Below are 18,940 nucleotides of genomic sequence, written 5' to 3'. Positions count from 1 at the left end.
TGGTGCAAAAGCGTTCAGGCTTCGACGACGAAACCGCCACGCTCGAGCGCCTCGTCGACGCTCGCGTCGTCGTGGACGACCGCGGAGACGGCGGCCGTGATGGCGGCAGGGTCGTCGTGCTGGAAGATGGACCGGCCCATCGAGACGCCGGCCGCGCCGCCGTCCATCGCGCCGCGGACCATCCCGACGGTCTCGCGGTCGGTGCCCTTCGCGCCGCCGGCGATGAGCACCGGCAGGCGGGTCGACTCGCAGACGTGCTCGAAGGACTCGCCGTCGCCGGAGTAGCCGGTCTTCACGAGGTCCGCGCCGAGCTCCTCGGCGAGGCGGACCGCGTGGCCGAGCGACTCGGGGTCGGTGCTGTCGACGCCGGGGCCGCGGGCGTACGCCATCGCGAGGACGGGGATGCCGAAGCGGGAGGCGACGTCGGTGACGTCCGAGAGGTCCTCGATCTGCGCCGGCTCGTGGTCGCTGCCGACGTTGATGTGGAAGGAGACGGCGTCAGCGCCGGCGCGGATCGCCTCCTCGACGGTGCCGGTGAGGCGCTTGTCGTTCGTGTCCGGGCCGATGGTCGTCGAGGCGTTGAGGTGGACGACGTAGCCCGCGTCGTTCTTGTTGTCGTGGACACGTGGCGCGATGCCCTTCTGGGTGAGGACGGCGTCCGCGCCGGCCCGCGTCACCGCGTCGATGGTCGATTCGATGTCCTTCAGCCCCTGTACCGCACCGAGTGTGATACCGTGGTCCATCGGGACGACGAGGTACTTCCCCGCTGTCCCGACGCGACCGAGGCGTGCGTGTGTTCCTGGTGTCGTCATTGGTTGTCAGTAGTTAGCATATCGCATTTATTGGCCTTCCGGTTTCGCCATATTTTCCGCGCCGGCCGCGACGCCCTCGCTGAGTTCGCGGGCCTTCGCTTCGAGTCGCTCGGGGACGTCGTCCCCGTCGGGGTCGCCGTGCTCGGCGACGACGTCGACGAGCGCACTGCCGACGATGACGCCGTCCGCACCGGCTTCGACGATGTGCCGCGCCTGGTCACCACTCGACACGCCGAAGCCGACCGCCTTAGGAATGTCGTACTGACTGACCTTCGCGAGCGACGCCTCGGTCTGGTCGCTCACGTCGGCCTTCGCCCCGGTGACACCGAGGCGCGCCTGCACGTAGAGGTAGCCGGAGGACAGCTCGACCATCCGTTCGAGGCGGTCGCCCTCGGTGGTCGGCGCGACGATGAAGACGAGGTCGAGGCCGTGGTCGTCGCAGGCCGCCCTGAGGGGGCCGGCCTCCTCGGCGGGCAGGTCGGGGATGACGAACCCCGAGATGCCGACCTCGGCGGCGCGTTCGACGAACGACTCGGGGCCGTCGCTGGCGGCTTCGCCGCTCGCATCCGAGGCGCGTTGCGCCTCGCTGTCCCCGTACTGGTAGAGCAGGTTGTAGTACGTCATGCAGACGACCGGCACGTCCACGTCGAGGGAGTCGACGAACTCGAAGTACTGCTCGGGTGTCGTCCCAGCTTCCAGCGCACGGACGACCGAACCCTGGATGGTCGGCCCCTCCGCGATCGGCTCGGAGAACGGGAGGCCGAGTTCGAGCACGTCAGCGCCGCCGCGGACGAGCGCCTGCACGTACTCTCGGGTGCGCTCGACGCTCGGGTCGCCGACGCAGAGGTACGGGACGAACGCCGGCTCGTCGAAGGCGTCCGCGAGGTTCATAGTCCGCCCCCCGAGCCGCCGGCCGCACGCTCGAAGATGTCCATGCCGGGGGCGTTCTCCAGCTCGCGGTTCTCCGTCTCCTCGATGACGGACTCGAGGTCCTTGTCGCCGCGCCCGGAGACGTTGATGACGGTCAGTCCGCCCAGCTGCTCGGGGTTGGCCCGCGCGAACGCGACCGCGTGGGCCGACTCCAGCGCCGGGATGATGCCCTCCTCCTGGGAGAGCAGGTGGAACGCCTCCAGTGCCTCGTCGTCGTCGACGTTGACCGGCGTCACCCGCTCGGTGTCGACGAGGTGGGCCAGCTCCGGCCCGACGCCGGCGTAGTCCAGCCCGGAGGAGACGCTGTGGCTCTCGACGACGTTGCCGTCCGAATCCTGCAGCAGCTTCGTCCGTGCCCCGTGGAGCACGCCCTCGGTGCCGGTCGAGAGCGACGCCGAGTTCGGCGCGACGCCGGTCTCCTCGTCGACCGCGAGCGACGAGCCGCCCGCCTCGACGGCGAACAGGTCGACCGACTCGTCGCCGACGAACTCGTGGAAGGTGCCCATCGTGTTCGAGCCGCCGCCTGCGCAGGCGACGACCGAGTCCGGGAGCTGCCCGGCCTGTTCCTGCACCTGTGCGCGAGCCTCCTCGCTGATGACGGACTGGAACGTGCGGACCATCTCGGGGAACGGGTGGGGGCCGACGACGCTGCCGATGACGTAGTGGGTGTCCTCGACGTTCGTCGCCCAGTCGCGCATCGTCTCGTTGATGGCCTCCTTCAGCGTGCCGCGGCCGGCCGAGACGGGGTTCACCTCGCTCCCGTTCAGCCGCATCCGGAAGACGTTGGGGCGCTGGCGCTGGATGTCGCGGGTGCCCATGTACACCTCGCAGGGCATGTCGAGGTGTGCAGCCGCCATCGCCGTCGCGGTGCCGTGCTGGCCCGCGCCGGTCTCGGCGACGATGCGCTCCTTGCCCATGTACTTCGCGAGGAGCACCTGCCCGAGGGCGTTGTTCAGCTTGTGCGCGCCGCCGTGGAGGAGGTCCTCCCGCTTGAGGTACACCTCGCGGTCGAGCCGGTCGCTCAGCCGGTCCGCGCGCTGCAGCGGCGTCGGGCGGCCGCCGAAGTCCCGGAGCCGCCGCCGGAACTCGTCCACGAAGCCGTCCACGTTGTTCAGGACGTAGCGCTCGTAGGCGTCCTCCAGCTCCTGTACCGCGGGCATCAGGGCTTCGGGCACGTACTGGCCGCCGTAGCGGCCGAACGTCCCGTCTCGGTCCTCGGTCTCGTCGGCTCCTCGCTGTGTCTCGTGGCTCACGCGTACACCAACTCCTCGGTCGCCTCTCGGGGCTCGCCGGCCATAATCGCACTGCCGACCAGCAGGCCGTCGGCACCGGCCTCGCGCATCCGGCGGGCGTCCGCGGGCGTCGCGATGCCGGACTCCGCGACGAGCGCCACGTCGGCGGGGGCCCCGGGTGCGACGCGCTCGAACGTCGACAGGTCGACATCCAGGCTGGCGAGGTCGCGGTTGTTCACGCCGACGAGCGTCGCACCGGCGTCGAGCGCGGTCTCGAGTTCGGCCCCGCTGTGGACCTCGACGAGCGGCTCGAAGCCACGCTCGCGGGCGGCAGTCACCATCTCTCCTACGTCGTCGACGAAGCGGGCGATGACCAGCGCGGCGTCCGCCTTGACGGCGTCGAGGTGGCCCGGTTCCAGCAGGAAATCCTTGCGCAGCACGGGCACGTCGACGGCCGCGCGAATCCGTTCGAGGTTCTCGACGCTGCCGCCGAAGTGCTCAGGCTCGGTCAGCACCGAGAGCGCGGCCGCGCCGCCGTCGACCATCGCCCGAGCGAGGTCGACCGGGTCCTCGGTCCGTGTGCCCGCTGTCGTGGGACTCGTCGGTTTCACCTCCGCGATGAGTGGGACCCGACCGTCCGCGTCGGCCGCCGCGAGCGCGCCGGAGAGCGACGCACCGTCGACGCTGACCCGGCGCTCGTGCACCGGCCGTCGCGCCGCGGCGTCCAGGATGGAGCGGACAGCGGGGTCGAACTCCTCAGTGGCGTTCATCATCGTACATCAATGTGCTAATCTGTACATAAGTTTTGCGTCATCGGCGGGCCGGCGGGGACCGCCGACGGTACGGGAACCTTGAAGGCTGTCTCCACCCTCGATGCCCCTATGGACGCTGACGACGCCGGCGTCGCCGGTATCTACGCACGACACTCCCCGTTCCTCGACCGGGACGTACAGATCGGGGTCGCGAGCGGACGGGTCATCTCCGTCTCCTTCCCCGAGGGGGCCGACGCCGACGCGGGTGCCGACCACCCGGTGCTCGACCGCATCGACGAGTACCTCGACGGCGTCGCATCGGTCGCGTTCGACGACGTGGAGGCGGCGCTGACGCTGCCGACCGACCAGCGCACCGTCCTCGAGACGCTGCGCGAGCAGGTTCCCTACGGCGAGGACGTCTCCGTCGCACAGCTCGCCCGGCTGACCCCAGGCCTCGACGCCGAGGACGACGACGACCTCGTCCTCGTCCGCACCGCGCTCGACGCCAACCCGGTGCCGCTGCTCGTCCCCGACCACCGCGTGCGCGACGGCCCGAGCGCGGCCGAGCCGCACGTCGAGCAGAAGCTCCGGTCGATCGAGGGGCTCTAATCCGCACCGGCGGCGGTTCCGTATCGGGCCTCGGCGTTGTCCTGCAGTCCGTGAACCACGCTGTTCACGAGTATCGCGACCGCGAGCACCAGCCATGACCGCGTCAGGACGAACGCGACGCCGAGGACGAGGAAGGCTGTCGTGGTTCTGAAGACGATGCCCGGCCCCTCCCAGGCACCTTTCGCTCCCGCGAGGACAGCCGAGACGCCAGCGAGGCCGAACGCCGCCGGGGTCGTCCCCATCGTCAGCCCACCGACGACGAACGCGACGTAGAGTGTTGCGTCGACCGTCGTGGAGAGCCACGCCGTCGGTAGATACACCACCCACTCGAGCGTCGAATCCGGCCAGAGCGTCGTCCACGCGGCCGAGTCGGTCTCCCAGTCGAACCGGTCGGCGACCATTCCGGATGCGAACGACGCGAGGACGAACGCCAGCCCTACGAAGAGACCACCCACGACGGACGCCGGGGTGAACTGCTGGGCACCGATGCCGACCGTCGACAGCGGTCCGCCGACGACGGCGAACAGAACGGCGACGAGAAACGCCAGCGTGACCGCGCGCGTCGCAGCCTGCTTCGCGGTCGCGCGGAACGTCTCGAAGACCTCGTCGTAAACCTCCGGAGTCCGGTACATCCGGACGAGGATGACGGCAGTCGTCGTCGCGTTGATGAACAGTGCCGCGATACCGAGGCTGAAGCTGGAGCCGGTTGTCATCTCCCCGTTCTTATCCAAGGGTCGACAAATAGGTTTGTGAATCCCCCTGCTCAGACCCACTCCACGCCCAGCCCCTCGTGCACCCCGAACTCCAGCGCGTTCACGAGGTAGTGCGCGACGACGACCGTCACGAGACTCCCCGTCAGCACGAACGCCGCCGCCAGCACGAAGCCGAGCGCGCCGGTGACGGCGACGCCCGCCGGGCCCTGGAGGCCGTGGCCCGCCGCGAACAGCAGCGAGGAGCCGACGGCGAGCAGCCACGGCGAGAGCCCGAAGCCGGCGGCGAGCACGCCGACCATCGCCGCCCGGAACAGCACCTCCTCGAAGACGGCGACGAGTGGTAGCACGAACCCCAGCAGTGCCGCCCACCCCTGCGCGCTGTCGGGTGCGAGCACGCTCCGCAGCCGCTCGTCGTACTCGATACCCGCGCCCTCGGCGACCGCCGCGCCGACCTCGTTGGCGACGTAGAGCCCGACGCCGAGTCCGACGCCGACGAGCAGCGGCGCGGGGCCGACCGCGGCCGGCGCGAGGCCCATCGCGGCCCTCGGGACGCCAGTGAGCACCGCGGCTCCGACGACGGCGACGAGGAACACGCCCTGCGTGATGGCGACGTTCGCGAGCAACAGGCCCGTCGTCATCGTCGCCAGCGGGTCCGTCTCGCCGTCCTCCAGCCACGGGGGGTAGTTCTCCGGCGGGCCGACAGCGGGGTCGAGGCCCGCCGCCTCGTCCGGTTCGGCGGGCCGTTCGCTCCGGCCGTGACTCTCGGCCGGGTCGTCCGCCGCTCCATTGCCCGACTCCCGCTGTCGCTCAGCGACCCCGCCCTCGACCGACCCGCCCGTCATCGCCTGCGTCGTCGAGTACGACAGCACGAGCATCAGCCCCGTGACCAGTGCGAGAGCGGCCGTGAACGACATCGCGTCGAACGACGAGCCGGCGGCTGTCGGCGTGAACGACGGAAGAAGGCCGACGGCGGCTGCCGTCAGGCCGGGCATCGGCGGTTACTGCGGGCTCGGAGAGCCACCGCTGCGGCCGATGTCGTGCTCGAGCGCGGAGCCCGTGATGGACTTCAGCCGGTCGACCAGCGAGTCCTTGTCGGGCTCACCGGCCAGTGCCACGTCCAGGACCTCGCTGATGTGGCTGACCGGGATGATCTCGATCTGGTCCTTGTACTCGTCCTCGATCATCACGTCCTGCTCGTTCGCCTTCGGGATGATGACCCGGTCGAGACCGGACTTCGCGGCCGCCTCGATCTTGTGGGTCACGCCGCCGACGGGCAACACGTCGCCGCGGACCGACAGCGAGCCGGTCATGGCGAGGTCCTGCGCGACGGGCATGTCCTCCAGCGCGGAGATGACGGCGGTCGCGACCGTGATGGACGCGGAGTCGCCGTCGACGCCCTGCTGGCCCGCCTGCACGAACTGGATGTGGATGTCCTTCTCCGAGATGTCCTCGTCGGAGAACTTCTTGATGATGGCGGAGACGTTCTGCACCGCCTCCTCGGCCATCTCCTGCAGCTTCCCGGTGGCGATGACCTGTCCGGGGCCCTGCGAGGGGGCGACCTCGGCCATGACGGGGAGGACGATACCGGAGTCCTCGCCCATGACCGCGAGGCCGTTGACGCGGCCGACCACGTCGCCCTCGGAGACGGTCATCTCGTAGTCCTTGCGGCGCTCGATGTAGTTGTCGGCGAGCTGCTGCTCGATGCCACGGGAGCGACGCTTTGCCTGGATGACGTCGTCGCGCGTGGTCTCCTCCCGGTTCTCGCCGCGGGCGATGTCGCCGGCGACGCGGACCAGCCCACCGAGGCTCCGCAGCTCGAGGGTGAGGTGGCCCTTCCGGCCGGAGCGGCGCTTCGCCTCGAGGATGACCTCCTCCGCGGCGTCGCGGGTGAAGTGCGGGAGCCGCCCGTCGTTCTCGACCTCCTGGGCGATGAAGCGGGCGTACTTCCGGCGCATCTCGGGCGTGTCCTCGATGGTGTCGTCCATGTACACCTCGTACCCGTAGCCCTTGATACGGCTGCGGAGCGCGGGGTGCATGTTCTCCATCGCGTCGAGGTTCCCGGCCGCGACCATCACGAAGTCACAGGGGACGGGCTCGGTCTGGACCATCGCGCCCGAGGAGCGCTCGGACTGGCCCGTGATGCCGAACTCGCCCTCCTGGATGGCCGTCATCAGCTTCTGCTGGCTGCGGATGTCGAGCGTGTTGATCTCGTCGACGAACAGCACGCCCTTGTTGGCCTTGTGGATGGCCCCGGGCTCGACGCGGTCGTGGCTCGGCGTCTCCATCCCGCCGGACTGGAACGGGTCGTGGCGGACGTCGCCCAGCAGCGCGCCGGCGTGTGCGCCGGTCGCGTCCTCGAACGGCGCGGTCTGCTGCTCGGCGTTGTTCACGACGAGGTTCGGTATCATCGAGTCCGTCGAGCGGCCGGAGTAGCGGAACGCGAGATAGACGACACCGGCCGCGAGGATGCCCAGCAGGAGGCTGCGGGTCACGACCGCGTAGACGAGCACCACGGCCATGATGATGAGCATCAGGAACGAGCGCATCTGGTTGCGCTTTCTGGCCTCGTCCTTGTACGCCTCGATTATCTGGTCGCCCTTGCCGGCGGGGACCGTGCGGACCTTCGGCTCGTTGCCGTCGTCCGGGTTGTGGTAGACGAGGATGTCCTGGAGGTCCTCCTTCGGGAGGAGCTGGGACATCGCCTTCGCGAGCATCGACTTCCCGGTACCCGGGGAGCCGATCATCATCACGTGGCGGCGCTGCTTGGCCGCCTTCTTGACGATGTCGCGGGCGTCGTCCTGCCCGATGACCTGGTCGACGAGGCGGTCCGGCACCTCGATCTCGTCCGTGGCGTCGACCTTCAGACCGCCGAGGAGGTCGTCTTCGGCGATATCCTCGTCTATCTCTGCGCCCAGGTCGACCTCGACGTCGCTACCGAGGCGGTCGATGTCGGGACCCTCGTCGTCGAGTGTCCCGTCGTCGCCGGTGCCGTCCTCGATGGTCACGTCGCGGAGGCCACCGTCGTCCGGCGACCCGTCGTCATCCGGGGCCACCGGCTCGAACCCCTCTTCGTCGTCGGGGGCGGGGGAATCGTCACTTTCGGGCTCCCGCTCGCCGACCGTCTCTTCGACCGTCGGCGGGGGGCCGTCGTTGGGGTCACTATCGTTGCTCATGAAACGAGTTGCTACCTGAATTCTGGTGTTTTGTACTGATATACTTTCTCCCTTCTGAAGTCGCCGACGCACGACCGAAAACAGCAGACTCAGCCCCCGAGGGGTGCTGATACGTCGTCAGGAATGTCTCGTCACCCTTATAAACAAACGGGGCGACGGGTTCGCCATGGCGCGGGGATTCTACATCGGCCGGTTCCAGCCGTACCACAACGGCCACCACAGCATGGTCGAGACCATCGCCGACGAGGTCGACGAGCTCGTCCTCGGCATCGGGAGCGCGGGCGACTCCCACTCCCAGCACGACCCGTTCACCGCGGGCGAACGCATCATGATGCTCAGGAAGTCGCTCGTCGACTCGGACCTCGTCACCTACGCCGTCCCCATCGAGGACCTGGAGCGCAACTCCGTCTGGGTGAGCCACGTCCAGAGCATGTCTCCGACGTTCGACGTGGCGTACTCGAACAACCCGCTCGTCATCCGGCTGTTCGAGGAGGCCGGCATCGAGGTCCGCCAGTCCCCGATGTTCAACCGCGACGTGCTGGAGGGCTCGGAGGTCCGCGAACGGATGGTCGAGGGCGGCGACTGGGAGTCGCTCGTCCCCGACGCCTGCGTGGAGGTCATCCGCGAGATCGACGGCGTCGAGCGCATCCAGATGGTCGCGGACTCGGACACGAACGGGGACTGAACGGTCACGGCAGGCCGAGCCGCTCGCTCGCGATGCTGAAGTTACGGACTCGTTCTCGGCTGGCCGTATTCGGGCCATCAGTTCGACAGCGTTCGTCGGTTCCCGGGTCGATGACGAGGAGTAGGGCGGGAACCCGGTGCCCTGGCTGTGGTTCCCCGTCGCAGTCCGAATTCTTTGGGCGGAACTCCCCGACACCGAGCTGTCCCCGTCTCCGACACCACCACAGTTATTCTCCCGCATCTGCCAGGGTTGAGCAATGATTACGCTCTCGTCGGACTTCGGCTCGCCGTACCCCGCGGCGATGCGTGGCGTCATCCTCGACCGTTGCGACGCGCGGCTGGTCGACGTGAGCCACGAGTTCCCCCGGCACGACGTGCGCGCGACTGCGTTCTGGCTGCGCGAGACGCTTCCCTACTTCCCGCCGGCGGTCCACTGCGTCGTTGTCGATCCCGGGGTCGGCACCGACCGCGACGCCATCGTCGTCCGGGTGGGCCGGCACGCCCTCGTCGCGCCGGACAACGGGGTCGTGCTGCCCGTGGCGCGGGCGCTCGCCGGCCTCGACCCCGGTGAGTCGCTCGCGGACGCGACGCACCAGACGGTCGAGGCGTACGTCGTCGACGACGCCGACGCGGCGTCGAGTACGTTCCACGGGCGGGACGTGTTCGCGCCGGCGGCGGCGCGGGTCCACGAGGTCGGGGTCGCCGCGGTCGGCGGGATGGAGGGCGTCGAGGCGACCGACCGCGACGCGCTCGTGGACTGCACGCTCCCAGCCGCGACGGTCGAGGGCGACCGCGCCGAGGGGGAGGTGCTGGTCGTGGACGACTTCGGCAACGCCGTGACGAACGTCCCCGGTGGCTTCCTCGCGGACGCAGAGGCAGCGACGGTCAACGGCGAGCGCGTCCCGGTCGGCGAGACGTTCGCGGCCGTTCCAGAGGGCGAGCAGCTGGTCACGGTCGGGAGCCACGGCAACGTCGAGTGCGACGTGAACCGCGGGCGCGGCGACGAGGCGTTCGGGCTCGGACCGGCCGACGAGGTGACCCTCGAGCGATGCTGACGCCGTTCGCGGCGATGAACGCCATCGGCACGGTCGCCTTCGGCGTCGCCGGCGCGTCGAAGGGCGTCGACGCCGACCTCGACTACCTCGGGGTGACCGTGCTGGGCGTCGTGACGGCGCTCGGTGGCGGTATCACCCGGGACCTGCTCGTCGGGCGCGTCCCGTCGGCGCTGACCGCGGAGACGGACGTGCTGCTCGCGCTCGCGGGCGTCGCGCTCGCAATCGCGCTCGTCCGGGCCGAACGCGGGGCCATCGCGGACTCGCCGCTGCTGACGATTCCGGACGCCGTCGGGCTGGCCGCGTTCGCGGCGACCGGGGCCATCGTCGGCGTCGAGAGCGGCCTGTCGCCGTTCGGCGTCGTCATCTGTGCGACGCTGACCGGCGTCGGTGGTGGCGCGATCCGTGACCTGCTCGCCCAGGAGGTGCCGTTCGTCCTCCACGAGGACTTCTACGCGACGTGTGCCATCGCGGGCGGCACCGTGTTCTGGCTGTTCTGGACCCTCGGCGTCGCGCCGCCGGTCCCGACCGCTGCCTGCGTCGGTCTCGCACTCGGCCTCCGCCTGCTGGCGATGCGGCGGGGCTGGTCGCTCCCGGCCGTGGCCTGACGGACCTACCGAGGAGTCGACGGTGCGGCCCGAGCGCCATGGCGACCCCCGATGCGTCGGAGCTGGCGGTTGCGACATGACAGGGGCTGCTACCACGCTGTCGCGGTTACAGCCACGGCGGAGGCACGCCGGGTCGGCGCCCGGAGTTAACTCTCTGGCACCGTACGGCCCAGTATGAACGCGAAGGAAGAGAGCCGTGGCTCGACCGGGACGACCACCGACCAACCGGAGATCGAGTCGGTGTTCGAGGAGCTGGAGGAACTGGAGGAGATCGTCGACACGGAGGCGGAACGCGAGCAGGTGAGGCAGACGATGCGGACGCTCCGCCGCGCGCGACAGCCGCGAGTGTTCGGCCGGTTCCGCTCCTCGTTCAGTCTGCAGGACGCTGGCGAGGCGCTGGTCGGGAGCTTCGTCTTCGGCATCCCGATGATCGTCGAGGGCGGGACCCTCGAGATCGCCGAACACCTCTCGAGCCGGCTGCCGGTGCTCGGCCTGACGCTCCTCGTCGGCGTCGCACTGGTGCTCGGTATCCTCCATGCGGCCGGGTTCGAGGACGTCGAGGCGGACCGGCTGTTCGGGCTCGTCCCCGCCCGGCTGCTCGGGGTGCTCGGCATCGCCACGATGACGTCGGTCGTTCTGATGACTGCCTGGGGCCGCGCCGACTGGGCGACGCCCTGGGTGGCGACGAGCGCGACGGGACTCACCGCCGTCGTGATGGCCGTCGGTGCAGCGCTCGGGGACGTCGTCTCCGAACCCTGAGAGCGGCAACGAACGTCCGTCTCGCGGCGGGCGAGGACTCGTGGGGCTCGACCACGGTGGTCCGTCGGCTCAGTTCGCGGCGATGACGTCGTCGATGCGGAGGATCATCGTCGCGGCCTCGGTGGCGGACTCGACGGCCTCGCGCTTGACGTCGGCGGGGTCGATGATACCGGAGGCGAGCGGGTCGTCGACGCGGCCGGTCTCACCGTCGCTGATGAGGCCGACGACCTCGCCCTCTTCGCGGCGGGCGCGCAGCGAGACGAGCGCGTCGATAGGGTCCATGCCGGCGTTCTCGGCGAGCGTGCGCGGGATGGTGTCGACGGCGTCGGCGAACGCCTCGACGGCGAGTTGCTTGCGGCCCTCGATGCTGGCGGCCGCGTCGCGGACCGCGGCGGCGATGGCGAGTTCGGACGCTCCTGCACCGGGCAGGACTTCGCCGGACTCGACGGCGACGCTGACCACGTCGAGTGCGTCCTCGAGCGTCCGCTCGAGCTCGTCGACGACGTGCTCGGTGCCGCCGCGGACGAAGACGGTCACGGAGCTGGCGGCCGCGCCCCCCTCGACGAAGGTGAGCTGGTCGTCGCCGACGCGCCGGACGTCGATGGACTCGACGTGCCCGAAGTCGTCGTCTTCGAGGTCGTCGAGCGCGCCGACGCGGCGGGCGCCCGTCGCGGTCGCGATGGCGCGGGCGTCGCTGTCCGAGAGGCCCTCGAAGGCGAGGACGCCCTCCTCGGCGAGGAACGAGGCGACGCGCCCGTCGATGTCGTCGGTCGAGAAGACGACGTCGACGTCGGCGTCGGCGATGGTCTTCGCGTACTCGCGGAGCTCGGTCTCCTCGGCGTCCATCGCGGCGGTGAGCTGGTCGACGGAGGTGACCTGGTACTCGGCGTCGATGTCGGCCGTGCGGACGTCGAGTTCGAGGTCGAGGACGAGCACGTTCGCGTCGGTGACGTGTTTGGACATCTCGTCGTGGACCGGCTCCTCGTCGACGATGATGCCCTCCACGAGTTCTGTCGCGTTCGAGGACGCGCCGACCTTCGTGGTCACGCGCACGTCGTCACGGCTCACGGTACCGTCGTCGCTCTCGACGTGCCGGACGGCCGAGACGACCGTCTCGGCGAGCTGGTCGGCCGTCAGGCCGCCGGTGCCCTTCCCGGTCATGCTGGACTCGGCGACCTTGCGGAGCGTGTCGTCGTCGACCGCCGCATCGAGCACCTCGTCGTCGATGGCCTCCCGGGCGAAGCGTGCGGCCTCGTGGTAGCCCTCGACGATGGTCGTCGGGTGGACGTCGTTCTCCAGCAGGTCCTCAGCCTGTGCGAGGAGTCGGCCCGCGAGGACGGCCGCGGTCGTGGTGCCGTCACCGACGGCGTCCTCCTGAGTCTCGGCGACCTCGACGAGCATCTCCGCCGCCGGGTGCTCGATGTCCATCTCGGTCAGGATGGTCGCGCCGTCGTTCGTGATGACGACGTCGCCGGTCGAGTCGACGAGCATCTTGTCCATGCCGCGCGGCCCGAGTGTGGTCCGGACGGCTTCGGCGACCGCCTTGCCGGCGGTGATGTTCGAGGACTGGGCGTCCCGGCCCTGTGTGCGTCGGGAGTCCTCGGCCAGGATGAACATCGGTCGGTTGCCCATGCCCCGCTGTGCGAAATCTGCTGATGACATGCTGTGAAACCTCGCCAGTAGATTGTTTCTTCTTCTATATAATTGTTGTGTAGGTATGGCGGCGCTTGCTTGCGATTAGCACGGATCTGCCAGACGGCATCCCTACGTCCCATCGGGTCGGCCGCGCCTTCGGCGGTTGCCGTCACCGGCGAGGACCCGCGGCTCCCAGGGACTCGTTCCACAGCCCGAACCGTGCCAGCGACCCACAGTTTGACCGGTATCGAGAAATACGAGGGGCCGCAACGGACGGTAGATGCTGGAGCTGGAGCACCGCTTTCGCGTGGTCGACGTCCACGTCCAGCTGCCGACTGACGAGCACGGCTCGACGGGGCCACACACCGCGCCGGAGACCGTCGAGCGCGAGATGCAGCAGGCCGGTGTCGTGCGCTCGGTGACGTTCCCGGAGCCGCGACCGGAGGAGGGGCCGTACCTGACCGCGAACAACGCCGTGGCGCGCCACAGCGTCGAGCGGCCGTTCCTCGCGTTCGCACGGCTGGCGGGGCCACGTGACCCGGGGTCGAGCGCGTCCAGCCGGCTACGGAACCTGACGGCGTCGCGCAAGGAGTACCACGCGGGCCCGGAAGCGGTCGAGCAGTACGCGTACGACGACCGGTTCCACGGGTTCGTCGTCGACCCGCTGCACGACGGACTGCCCGACGAGGCGGTCGTCGACGTGCTCGGCGAGGTCGGACTGCCCGTGCTGGTCCGGGCCGGCACGGGGTTCCCACCGGACGCGGTGGCCAGGACGCTCCTCGGGCGCGGCTTCCCGGTCATCCTCGCACACTTCGGCGGCTACCCGCTGGACCGTGAGGCGACCGAGCGGACCATCGAGCTGCTCGCGAGCCACGACGACCTGTACGTCGACACGAGCTTCGTCCGGTTCCGCGAGCCGATGGAACGCGCGCTGCTGGAACACCCCGACCGCGTGCTGTTCGGCTCCGGTGCGCCCGGAGTTCACCCGAACGTGGGCGTGATGGAACTGCTGACTCTGGATGTCTCGGAGGACAAGATGCGCCGTGCGTTCTCGAAGAACGCGGTCCGCGTTGTCGACGGGCTCGCGCCCGAGGCGGCGGATTAGTCGGCGGTGCTGGCGATGTCGTACCGACAGACCGCCCGGTCCGCCCGCGTGGAGACTCCGTTCGGGTTCCGCCGGGGCGAACGGTCGGCCTTCCGCGCGGCGAGGCCGTCCTTCGCGCCGACGACGAGCCCCTTCGCGACGGCGCGGCCGCTGCCCAGCCACTCGGACGGTCGTCGGGCCCCGGTGACGACGTCGCGGAGCGACGAGACCCCGTCACCCAGCGCGTCGGTGAGGGTTCGACGCGCCACCGTGGGGCGGATACCGTAGTTCTTCACCATGCGATAGGCGAGCGCCCGGTACTTCCACTGCCAGTCCTCGGGTTCGCGCCCGCCGTCGGTCTCGTACTCGCCGCGGACGCACATGTCGCTGTGCCAGTCCACGTCGTACCGCATCACCGCGATTCGGTGGGCGGCGTCGCGGGCACCGCCGGTCTGGAGGTACTCGTCGAAGCCGTCGAGTGCGGTGAGCGCACCGCGCCGGAAGGCGGCGTTGTCGCCGTTGAAGTAGGTGACGGAGCGGCCGGCGATGCTGCGTCGCTCCTCGGTCTCGGTGGTCATGCCGGCGGGGACGGTCCGGTGGGTCGGGCCGGTGACGACGTCGGCACCGTCGTCGAACGCCGCGACGAGCCCGTCGTGCCACGACTCCTCGACGGCGAGGTCGTAGCTGACGAACGCGACGACGTCGCCGGTCGCGACCTCGAAACCCGCGTTCCGTGCGACGTTGACGTTGCGCTCGCTGATCTCGACGAGCGTGTCGACGTCGGTCCGTGCCCTGACCATCCCGGTCGTCCCGTCGGACGAGGGGCCGTTGACGACCACGACCTCGGCCGATGGGGCGACGCTCGAGAGCGCGTCGAGCGAGCTATGGAGCCGGTCCCGACCGTTCAGGGTCGGAACGACCACCGAGAGGTCCATGTTCGACCCTTACCGCACCGATAGTTAAAAACCGGTATGACGCCCAGCCAATCTGTCTTTCATTCGACCTTCGACTTCCAGTAGGAAACGGACGCGAGTCGTTCGACACCCGGTGCGCCCAGGAGACTCGTGTCCGCGGAACGGAACGTTCTGGCGACGCTGCCGGGGATCTGGCGGTAGAAGCCGTACGGGAGCACGAAGTCGTGGTCGTCCTGTGCGAGCCGGAGCCCCGCGCTGTCCAGCAGTGACTCGACCTCGCCACGGGAGTAGAGCCGCGAGCCCATCGGCAGCGCCCAGTTGTAGATGCTCCGCGTCGAGAAGCGGTTGAACGTGTCGAAGAACACCAGGTCCTTCGAGACGCGCTGCATCTCGGCGAGGAACGACGCGGGTGTATCTGCGAGATGGAAGAACCGCATCGCCATCACGGCGTCGAAGTGGTCGTCGGGGAACGGGAGGCGCGCGGCGTCGCCGCGCATGAACTCCAGGTGGTCCGCGACCCCGGCGGCCTGGGCCTTCTTTCGACCCTGCTGTAACATCTCGGCGGAGATATCGAGGCCGACGATGTCGGCCCCGCGTTCGGCCAGCATGACGGTGAACCGGCCGGTCCCGCAGGCGATCTCGAGCACGTCCTTCCCATCGACCGGGCCGATAGCTTCGAGCACGGCGCGCTTCTCGCGGCGGTCGATGAGACGACCGCCGCCGGAGAAGCGCTTCTCCTCGTACTCCTCGGCGACCTCGGCGGTCTGGTACCACTCCTGGCCCTTCACACTGTCCGTTGCTACTCCCTCGGTGGGATAAAACGGTATTGGAGTCGTCCGACAGCACAAATATTTTGATATTTGTGAACGCGACACACGATATGCCCACCTGTGGACACTGCGGCCAGGAGACGCCGCTCGAAGACGTCGTCAGGCACGAGCACGAGACGGGCGTCGTCGTTCACTGCCCCGACTGCAACTGCGTGCTCGGCCGGTACCGCGACCCGAGCCTGCGCTCGCGCTGAGCACTGCGGCCGCCGACCGACGGGCTGTCGTTCGCGCTTGCAGGCTCAGTTCGCGATGACCGTGTCCGGCCTGATGCGGATGACCACGCGCTCGCCGACCTCCTCGCCGCGGTTCGGGTACTCGTCCAGGTCCATGTAGCGGCCCGCGAGCTCGTCGGCGTGTGCGTCCGCACCCTCGGCCGACACCGACGCTACCTCACCCTGCACGGAGAGGTACCGGTACGGGTCGTCCGGGTCGGTCATCTCGATGCCGACCTTCGGATTCCGGGTCACGTTCCGCTCCTTCTGTCGACCGCGCGCCGTGTTGACGAGCACGTGGTTCGTCTCGGGGTCGTAGTCGACCCAGACCGGCGTCACCTGCGGTGTGCCCTCGGGCAGCAGCGTCGCGAAATGTGCGAACGTCTTCTTCTCGAACAGGTCGCGATGGGAGGACGGTATCTCGGCCATACCCCACGTTCGTCGTGCCAGTGGAAAAGAAACTGTGACACAGGCAACCATGACATATTATCACTTAATATTCTCTCAACAATACCTACTCACCTATAGCCAACCCTTAACACGTGGTTCCCGCTTTCGGTGTGTATGAGCATGAGTACCGCCGACGACCGTGCAGACGATTCCGAAGAACTCCTCTCCGACGCGGAGTACCGGGAGCGGCTCCGCGAGCTCCCCCCGAGCGCGAAGCTCGTCTCCAAGGTGCTGGAGACGGAGTCGCCGCTCTCGCAGGGCCAGCTCGCCGAGGAGTCCCTGCTCCCCGACCGCACGGTCCGGTACGCGCTCAACCGGCTCGAGGAGGCCGGTCTCGTCAGCTCGCGGTACAGCTTCCAGGACGCACGGAAGCAGGTCTACTTCCTTAACTGCTGAGGCCGACTGCTTTTGTCGACTGCGACCCTTCCCCCCCGACGTGAGCGATATCGTCACCATCCCGGTCGAGGTGTCGACGCGGGCCCCCTCCGGCCGGACGAACACCTATCTCGTCGGGGACGACCCTGCAGTCCTCGTCGACCCCGCTGCACGGAGCGACGAACTCGACGCGGCCGTCGCGGAGCGCTCGGTCGGACACATCGTCGTCACGCACACGCACCGCGATCACGTCGGCGCAGTCGGTGACTACGCAGCCGAGACGGACGCGACGGTGTGGGCACGACACGGCCGCACGGACCGGTTCGTCGAGGCGACCGGCGTCACGCCCGACGGCACGCTCCGCGACGGGGAAACGCTCCCGAACACCGCCGTGACCGCCGTCGAGACGCCCGGCCACGCACCCGAACATCTCGCCTTCGAGAGCGGTGCGGGCCTGGTCTGTGGCGACCTCGCCGTCGACGAAGGGAGCGTCGTCGTCGGGCGGCCTGAAGGGGACCTCCGCGCCTACCTCGGGAGCCTCCGCCGGGTGTACGCGCGCGAACCGGACCGACTCTTCCCGGGGCACGGCCCCACCATCGACGACCCGTCGGCGACCTGCCAGCGACTCATCCAGCACCGACTCGACCGCGAGGAGCGCGTGCTGGCGGCCGTCGAGAACGAGGCGGCTCGCCTCGAATCCGTCCTCGACGCCGCCTACGATAAGGACCTCACCGGCGTCCGCGACCTCGCGCTCCGGACCGTCGAGTGCCACCTCCGGAAGCTCGTCGTCGAGGACCGAATCCGGTGGGACGGCAGGGAGATCGAGCCGCGTGGCACCGACGACGGGTAACCGCTGCCGATGTAGCACCGATCGAGCGGAACGTTCCGTATCGACAGTGCGGCCCACCACGGGACGAACTACTGACCGCCCGGACTCACTTCTCCCCACCCGCCGCGGCGACCCCGAGCGCAAGCGTTTCCCGCCTGCGGTGCTCACCTCACGACGACCCGATGGACTCCCTCGAATCGGAACTCGACCGCGCCCGCGACCTCTCGGTCGCCGACCTCGCCGACGCCATCGCCGAGATCGGCTTCGAGTGCACGCGCTGTGGGGCCTGCTGCACCGCCGAGGACGACGACCCCCACACCGCCACGGTGTTCCCGGACGAGGTTCGCGAGCTCCAGGCCGCCACCGACTACGACTTCCGCGACGTGGCCCGACCGATGCCGTACGGCCTCACGGAGACCGACGACGGCGGCGTCGAGGGCGAGACGTTCGAGTGGGCGCTCCAGACCGATTCGTGCGGCGACTGCAGCTTCTACGCGGAGGACGACGACGGCGTCGGTGCCTGTACCGTCCACGAGGACCGGCCGCTCGTCTGCCAGACCTACCCGTTCAGCGTCGCGCTCGCCGGCACGAGCCAGCCGATGGGTGAGGCGGTCGACGAGGCCGGACTGGTCCGCGCCCACGAGTGCGAGGGACTCGGGCGCGACATCTCGCGCGACGACGCCGAGGCGATGGCGGCGACGCTGAAGGAACGGGCGATTCGAGAGCTCGAAGAAGCTATCGGCGTCCGCGACGAGTACGAACCCGCCAACCCGCGCTCGGGCGCGGTGGTCGTCCACGACAGCGAGGGTGCAAAACGGCCGGACGGGTCGGCCTACGAGCGCTAGAAGGTGTCCTCGATTATCTCGCCGACCGCGAAGTTGGACTTGACCTCTGTGACCTCTATCTTCACGCGCTCGCCGACCTCCGCACCCGGGACGATGATGACGTAGCCGCGCTCGACGCGAGCGATGCCGTCGCCCTGCTTGCCGATGTCCTCGATCTCGACGTAGCGCGTCTCGCCGATCTCGACCGGCGGTTGCGGCTCCGAGGGGGCCGTATCGCGGCTCTCGGTCTCTTGGGTGGTCTCCTCTCGTTCCCGTTCGATGAGGGCGACACGATACGTCTCCCCGGGCTCCACCGACCCGGTGTCCACCTCCTGGCGCGGTACTTCGACGACGTAGGAACCGTCCTCGACCTCGACTTCCGCACTGAACAGACACAGTAGCTTATCAGATATTTCCACAGTGAGCCTCCACCAGAGTACTGGAACGGGTGGGTATTAGAATT

22 protein-coding genes are annotated in these 18,940 nt (G+C 69.2%); 10 read left to right on the top strand and 12 right to left on the bottom strand.

Features of this window, described 5'->3' with window-relative positions:
- Window positions 1-14: 14 nt before the first annotated feature.
- From BLT27_RS02665 to trpC, 4 genes are all read right to left on the bottom strand, one after another.
- A complete protein-coding gene (locus BLT27_RS02665) occupies window positions 15-812 on the bottom strand; it encodes a 2-amino-3,7-dideoxy-D-threo-hept-6-ulosonate synthase (RefSeq protein WP_089731480.1) in 798 nt (265 codons plus the stop codon).
- 27 nt (window positions 813-839) lie between these two features.
- Window positions 840-1,703, bottom strand: coding sequence for a tryptophan synthase subunit alpha (gene trpA, locus BLT27_RS02660; protein ID WP_089731479.1), 864 nt, complete (start codon window positions 1,701-1,703; stop codon window positions 840-842).
- Entirely contained in the window at window positions 1,700-2,902 is a 1,203-nt protein-coding gene (trpB, locus tag BLT27_RS02655) for a tryptophan synthase subunit beta (protein WP_217639090.1), read from the bottom strand. The genes trpA and trpB overlap by 4 nt, the downstream gene beginning before the upstream one ends.
- Before the next feature lie 89 nt (window positions 2,903-2,991).
- Complete coding sequence (gene trpC, locus BLT27_RS02650) at window positions 2,992-3,744, bottom strand: indole-3-glycerol phosphate synthase (RefSeq protein WP_089731519.1); 753 nt, start codon at window positions 3,742-3,744, stop codon at window positions 2,992-2,994.
- Between the two features lie 111 nt (window positions 3,745-3,855).
- Here trpC and BLT27_RS02645 point away from each other — a divergent pair, with 111 nt between their 5' ends.
- The gene (locus tag BLT27_RS02645; RefSeq protein WP_089731477.1) at window positions 3,856-4,335 is read left to right on the top strand and encodes an MGMT family protein; all 480 of its coding nucleotides are present in this window, start codon (window positions 3,856-3,858) and stop codon (window positions 4,333-4,335) included.
- Here BLT27_RS02645 and BLT27_RS19590 read toward each other — a convergent pair.
- Genes BLT27_RS19590 through lonB form a run of 3 tightly spaced genes read right to left on the bottom strand, consistent with a single transcriptional unit; the run spans window position 4,332 to window position 8,221 of the window.
- Window positions 4,332-5,048, bottom strand: a complete 717-nt coding sequence (locus tag BLT27_RS19590; RefSeq protein ID WP_089731476.1) for a hypothetical protein — start codon at window positions 5,046-5,048, stop codon at window positions 4,332-4,334. The genes BLT27_RS02645 and BLT27_RS19590 overlap by 4 nt on opposite strands.
- 50 nt (window positions 5,049-5,098) lie before the next feature.
- On the bottom strand, window positions 5,099-6,040 hold the full coding sequence (locus BLT27_RS02635; RefSeq protein WP_245707595.1) for a CPBP family intramembrane glutamic endopeptidase: 942 nt from the start codon (window positions 6,038-6,040) through the stop codon (window positions 5,099-5,101).
- 6 nt (window positions 6,041-6,046) lie between these two features.
- Window positions 6,047-8,221, bottom strand: a complete 2,175-nt coding sequence (lonB, locus tag BLT27_RS02630; protein WP_089731475.1) for an ATP-dependent protease LonB — start codon at window positions 8,219-8,221, stop codon at window positions 6,047-6,049.
- Between the two features lie 166 nt (window positions 8,222-8,387).
- Here lonB and BLT27_RS02625 point away from each other — a divergent pair, with 166 nt between their 5' ends.
- The 4 genes from BLT27_RS02625 to BLT27_RS02610 all read left to right on the top strand — a co-directional run bounded on the left by BLT27_RS02625 (window position 8,388) and on the right by BLT27_RS02610 (window position 11,324).
- Window positions 8,388-8,906, top strand: a complete 519-nt coding sequence (locus BLT27_RS02625) for a nicotinamide-nucleotide adenylyltransferase (protein ID WP_089731474.1) — start codon at window positions 8,388-8,390, stop codon at window positions 8,904-8,906.
- Window positions 8,907-9,162: 256 nt separating this feature from the next.
- Window positions 9,163-9,960 (top strand): SAM hydrolase/SAM-dependent halogenase family protein, encoded by a 798-nt coding sequence (locus BLT27_RS02620; RefSeq protein WP_089731473.1) that lies wholly within the window; start codon window positions 9,163-9,165, stop codon window positions 9,958-9,960.
- Window positions 9,954-10,565, top strand: a complete 612-nt coding sequence (locus BLT27_RS02615; RefSeq protein WP_089731472.1) for a trimeric intracellular cation channel family protein — start codon at window positions 9,954-9,956, stop codon at window positions 10,563-10,565. Before BLT27_RS02620 ends, BLT27_RS02615 begins: the two co-directional genes overlap by 7 nt.
- Before the next feature lie 174 nt (window positions 10,566-10,739).
- Complete coding sequence (locus tag BLT27_RS02610; protein ID WP_089731471.1) at window positions 10,740-11,324, top strand: hypothetical protein; 585 nt, start codon at window positions 10,740-10,742, stop codon at window positions 11,322-11,324.
- Window positions 11,325-11,393: 69 nt separating this feature from the next.
- On the opposite strand, the gene thsA is transcribed toward BLT27_RS02610, so the two are convergent.
- Window positions 11,394-12,941, bottom strand: a complete 1,548-nt coding sequence (gene thsA / locus BLT27_RS02605; protein WP_089731517.1) for a thermosome subunit alpha — start codon at window positions 12,939-12,941, stop codon at window positions 11,394-11,396.
- Window positions 12,942-13,239: 298 nt separating this feature from the next.
- On the opposite strand from thsA, the gene BLT27_RS02600 reads away from it, so the two are divergent.
- Complete coding sequence (locus BLT27_RS02600) at window positions 13,240-14,064, top strand: amidohydrolase family protein (RefSeq protein ID WP_089731470.1); 825 nt, start codon at window positions 13,240-13,242, stop codon at window positions 14,062-14,064.
- Here BLT27_RS02600 and BLT27_RS02595 read toward each other — a convergent pair.
- Window positions 14,061-14,978 carry a glycosyltransferase family 2 protein gene (locus BLT27_RS02595; protein WP_089731469.1) on the bottom strand — a complete coding sequence of 306 codons (918 nt, stop codon included), beginning with the start codon at window positions 14,976-14,978 and terminating at the stop codon, window positions 14,061-14,063. The genes BLT27_RS02600 and BLT27_RS02595 overlap by 4 nt on opposite strands.
- A 59-nt stretch (window positions 14,979-15,037) precedes the next feature.
- Entirely contained in the window at window positions 15,038-15,745 is a 708-nt protein-coding gene (locus BLT27_RS02590; RefSeq protein WP_089731468.1) for a class I SAM-dependent methyltransferase, read from the bottom strand.
- Between the two features lie 74 nt (window positions 15,746-15,819).
- Between BLT27_RS02590 and BLT27_RS19585 the strand changes: the two genes are divergently transcribed.
- Window positions 15,820-15,981 carry a DUF6510 family protein gene (locus BLT27_RS19585; protein ID WP_281241447.1) on the top strand — a complete coding sequence of 54 codons (162 nt, stop codon included), beginning with the start codon at window positions 15,820-15,822 and terminating at the stop codon, window positions 15,979-15,981.
- Between the two features lie 45 nt (window positions 15,982-16,026).
- Here the strand turns inward: BLT27_RS19585 and BLT27_RS02585 are convergent, their stop codons facing one another.
- Entirely contained in the window at window positions 16,027-16,428 is a 402-nt protein-coding gene (locus BLT27_RS02585; RefSeq protein ID WP_089731467.1) for a PPOX class F420-dependent oxidoreductase, read from the bottom strand.
- Between the two features lie 135 nt (window positions 16,429-16,563).
- On the opposite strand from BLT27_RS02585, the gene BLT27_RS02580 reads away from it, so the two are divergent.
- From BLT27_RS02580 to BLT27_RS02570, 3 genes are all read left to right on the top strand, one after another.
- Window positions 16,564-16,845 (top strand): helix-turn-helix domain-containing protein, encoded by a 282-nt coding sequence (locus BLT27_RS02580; protein ID WP_089731466.1) that lies wholly within the window; start codon window positions 16,564-16,566, stop codon window positions 16,843-16,845.
- Window positions 16,846-16,885: 40 nt separating this feature from the next.
- Window positions 16,886-17,674 (top strand): MBL fold metallo-hydrolase, encoded by a 789-nt coding sequence (locus BLT27_RS02575; RefSeq protein WP_175526351.1) that lies wholly within the window; start codon window positions 16,886-16,888, stop codon window positions 17,672-17,674.
- 161 nt (window positions 17,675-17,835) lie between these two features.
- Window positions 17,836-18,498, top strand: coding sequence for a YkgJ family cysteine cluster protein (locus tag BLT27_RS02570; RefSeq protein WP_089731465.1), 663 nt, complete (start codon window positions 17,836-17,838; stop codon window positions 18,496-18,498).
- Here the strand turns inward: BLT27_RS02570 and BLT27_RS02565 are convergent.
- Window positions 18,495-18,896 carry a TRAM domain-containing protein gene (locus BLT27_RS02565; protein ID WP_089731464.1) on the bottom strand — a complete coding sequence of 134 codons (402 nt, stop codon included), beginning with the start codon at window positions 18,894-18,896 and terminating at the stop codon, window positions 18,495-18,497. The genes BLT27_RS02570 and BLT27_RS02565 overlap by 4 nt on opposite strands.
- Window positions 18,897-18,940: the final 44 nt, after the last annotated feature.

The organism is Haloarchaeobius iranensis (assembly GCF_900103505.1).
In the GTDB taxonomy this organism is placed as follows: domain Archaea; phylum Halobacteriota; class Halobacteria; order Halobacteriales; family Natrialbaceae; genus Haloarchaeobius; species Haloarchaeobius iranensis.
Note: the sequence above shows the minus strand (reverse complement) of the source record. Positions and strands in the feature narration are given on the sequence as shown.

What these genes read in the sequence shown, in the direction of transcription:
- trpA (WP_089731479.1), bottom strand. Translation starts at nt 1,703, where the DNA reads ATGAACCTCGCGGACGCCTTCGACGAGCCGGCGTTCGTCCCGTACCTC.
- BLT27_RS02580 (WP_089731466.1), top strand. Translation starts at nt 16,564, where the DNA reads ATGAGCATGAGTACCGCCGACGACCGTGCAGACGATTCCGAAGAACTC.
- BLT27_RS02625 (WP_089731474.1), top strand. Translation starts at nt 8,388, where the DNA reads ATGGCGCGGGGATTCTACATCGGCCGGTTCCAGCCGTACCACAACGGC.
- BLT27_RS02665 (WP_089731480.1), bottom strand. Translation starts at nt 812, where the DNA reads ATGACGACACCAGGAACACACGCACGCCTCGGTCGCGTCGGGACAGCG.
- BLT27_RS19590 (WP_089731476.1), bottom strand. Translation starts at nt 5,048, where the DNA reads ATGACAACCGGCTCCAGCTTCAGCCTCGGTATCGCGGCACTGTTCATC.
- BLT27_RS02635 (WP_245707595.1), bottom strand. Translation starts at nt 6,040, where the DNA reads ATGCCCGGCCTGACGGCAGCCGCCGTCGGCCTTCTTCCGTCGTTCACG.
- thsA (WP_089731517.1), bottom strand. Translation starts at nt 12,941, where the DNA reads ATGTTCATCCTGGCCGAGGACTCCCGACGCACACAGGGCCGGGACGCC.
- lonB (WP_089731475.1), bottom strand. Translation starts at nt 8,221, where the DNA reads ATGAGCAACGATAGTGACCCCAACGACGGCCCCCCGCCGACGGTCGAA.
- BLT27_RS02585 (WP_089731467.1), bottom strand. Translation starts at nt 16,428, where the DNA reads ATGGCCGAGATACCGTCCTCCCATCGCGACCTGTTCGAGAAGAAGACG.
- BLT27_RS02620 (WP_089731473.1), top strand. Translation starts at nt 9,163, where the DNA reads ATGATTACGCTCTCGTCGGACTTCGGCTCGCCGTACCCCGCGGCGATG.
- trpC (WP_089731519.1), bottom strand. Translation starts at nt 3,744, where the DNA reads ATGAACGCCACTGAGGAGTTCGACCCCGCTGTCCGCTCCATCCTGGAC.
- BLT27_RS02595 (WP_089731469.1), bottom strand. Translation starts at nt 14,978, where the DNA reads ATGGACCTCTCGGTGGTCGTTCCGACCCTGAACGGTCGGGACCGGCTC.
- trpB (WP_217639090.1), bottom strand. Translation starts at nt 2,902, where the DNA reads ATGCCCGCGGTACAGGAGCTGGAGGACGCCTACGAGCGCTACGTCCTG.
- BLT27_RS02615 (WP_089731472.1), top strand. Translation starts at nt 9,954, where the DNA reads ATGCTGACGCCGTTCGCGGCGATGAACGCCATCGGCACGGTCGCCTTC.
- BLT27_RS02600 (WP_089731470.1), top strand. Translation starts at nt 13,240, where the DNA reads ATGCTGGAGCTGGAGCACCGCTTTCGCGTGGTCGACGTCCACGTCCAG.
- BLT27_RS02645 (WP_089731477.1), top strand. Translation starts at nt 3,856, where the DNA reads ATGGACGCTGACGACGCCGGCGTCGCCGGTATCTACGCACGACACTCC.
- BLT27_RS02610 (WP_089731471.1), top strand. Translation starts at nt 10,740, where the DNA reads ATGAACGCGAAGGAAGAGAGCCGTGGCTCGACCGGGACGACCACCGAC.
- BLT27_RS02570 (WP_089731465.1), top strand. Translation starts at nt 17,836, where the DNA reads ATGGACTCCCTCGAATCGGAACTCGACCGCGCCCGCGACCTCTCGGTC.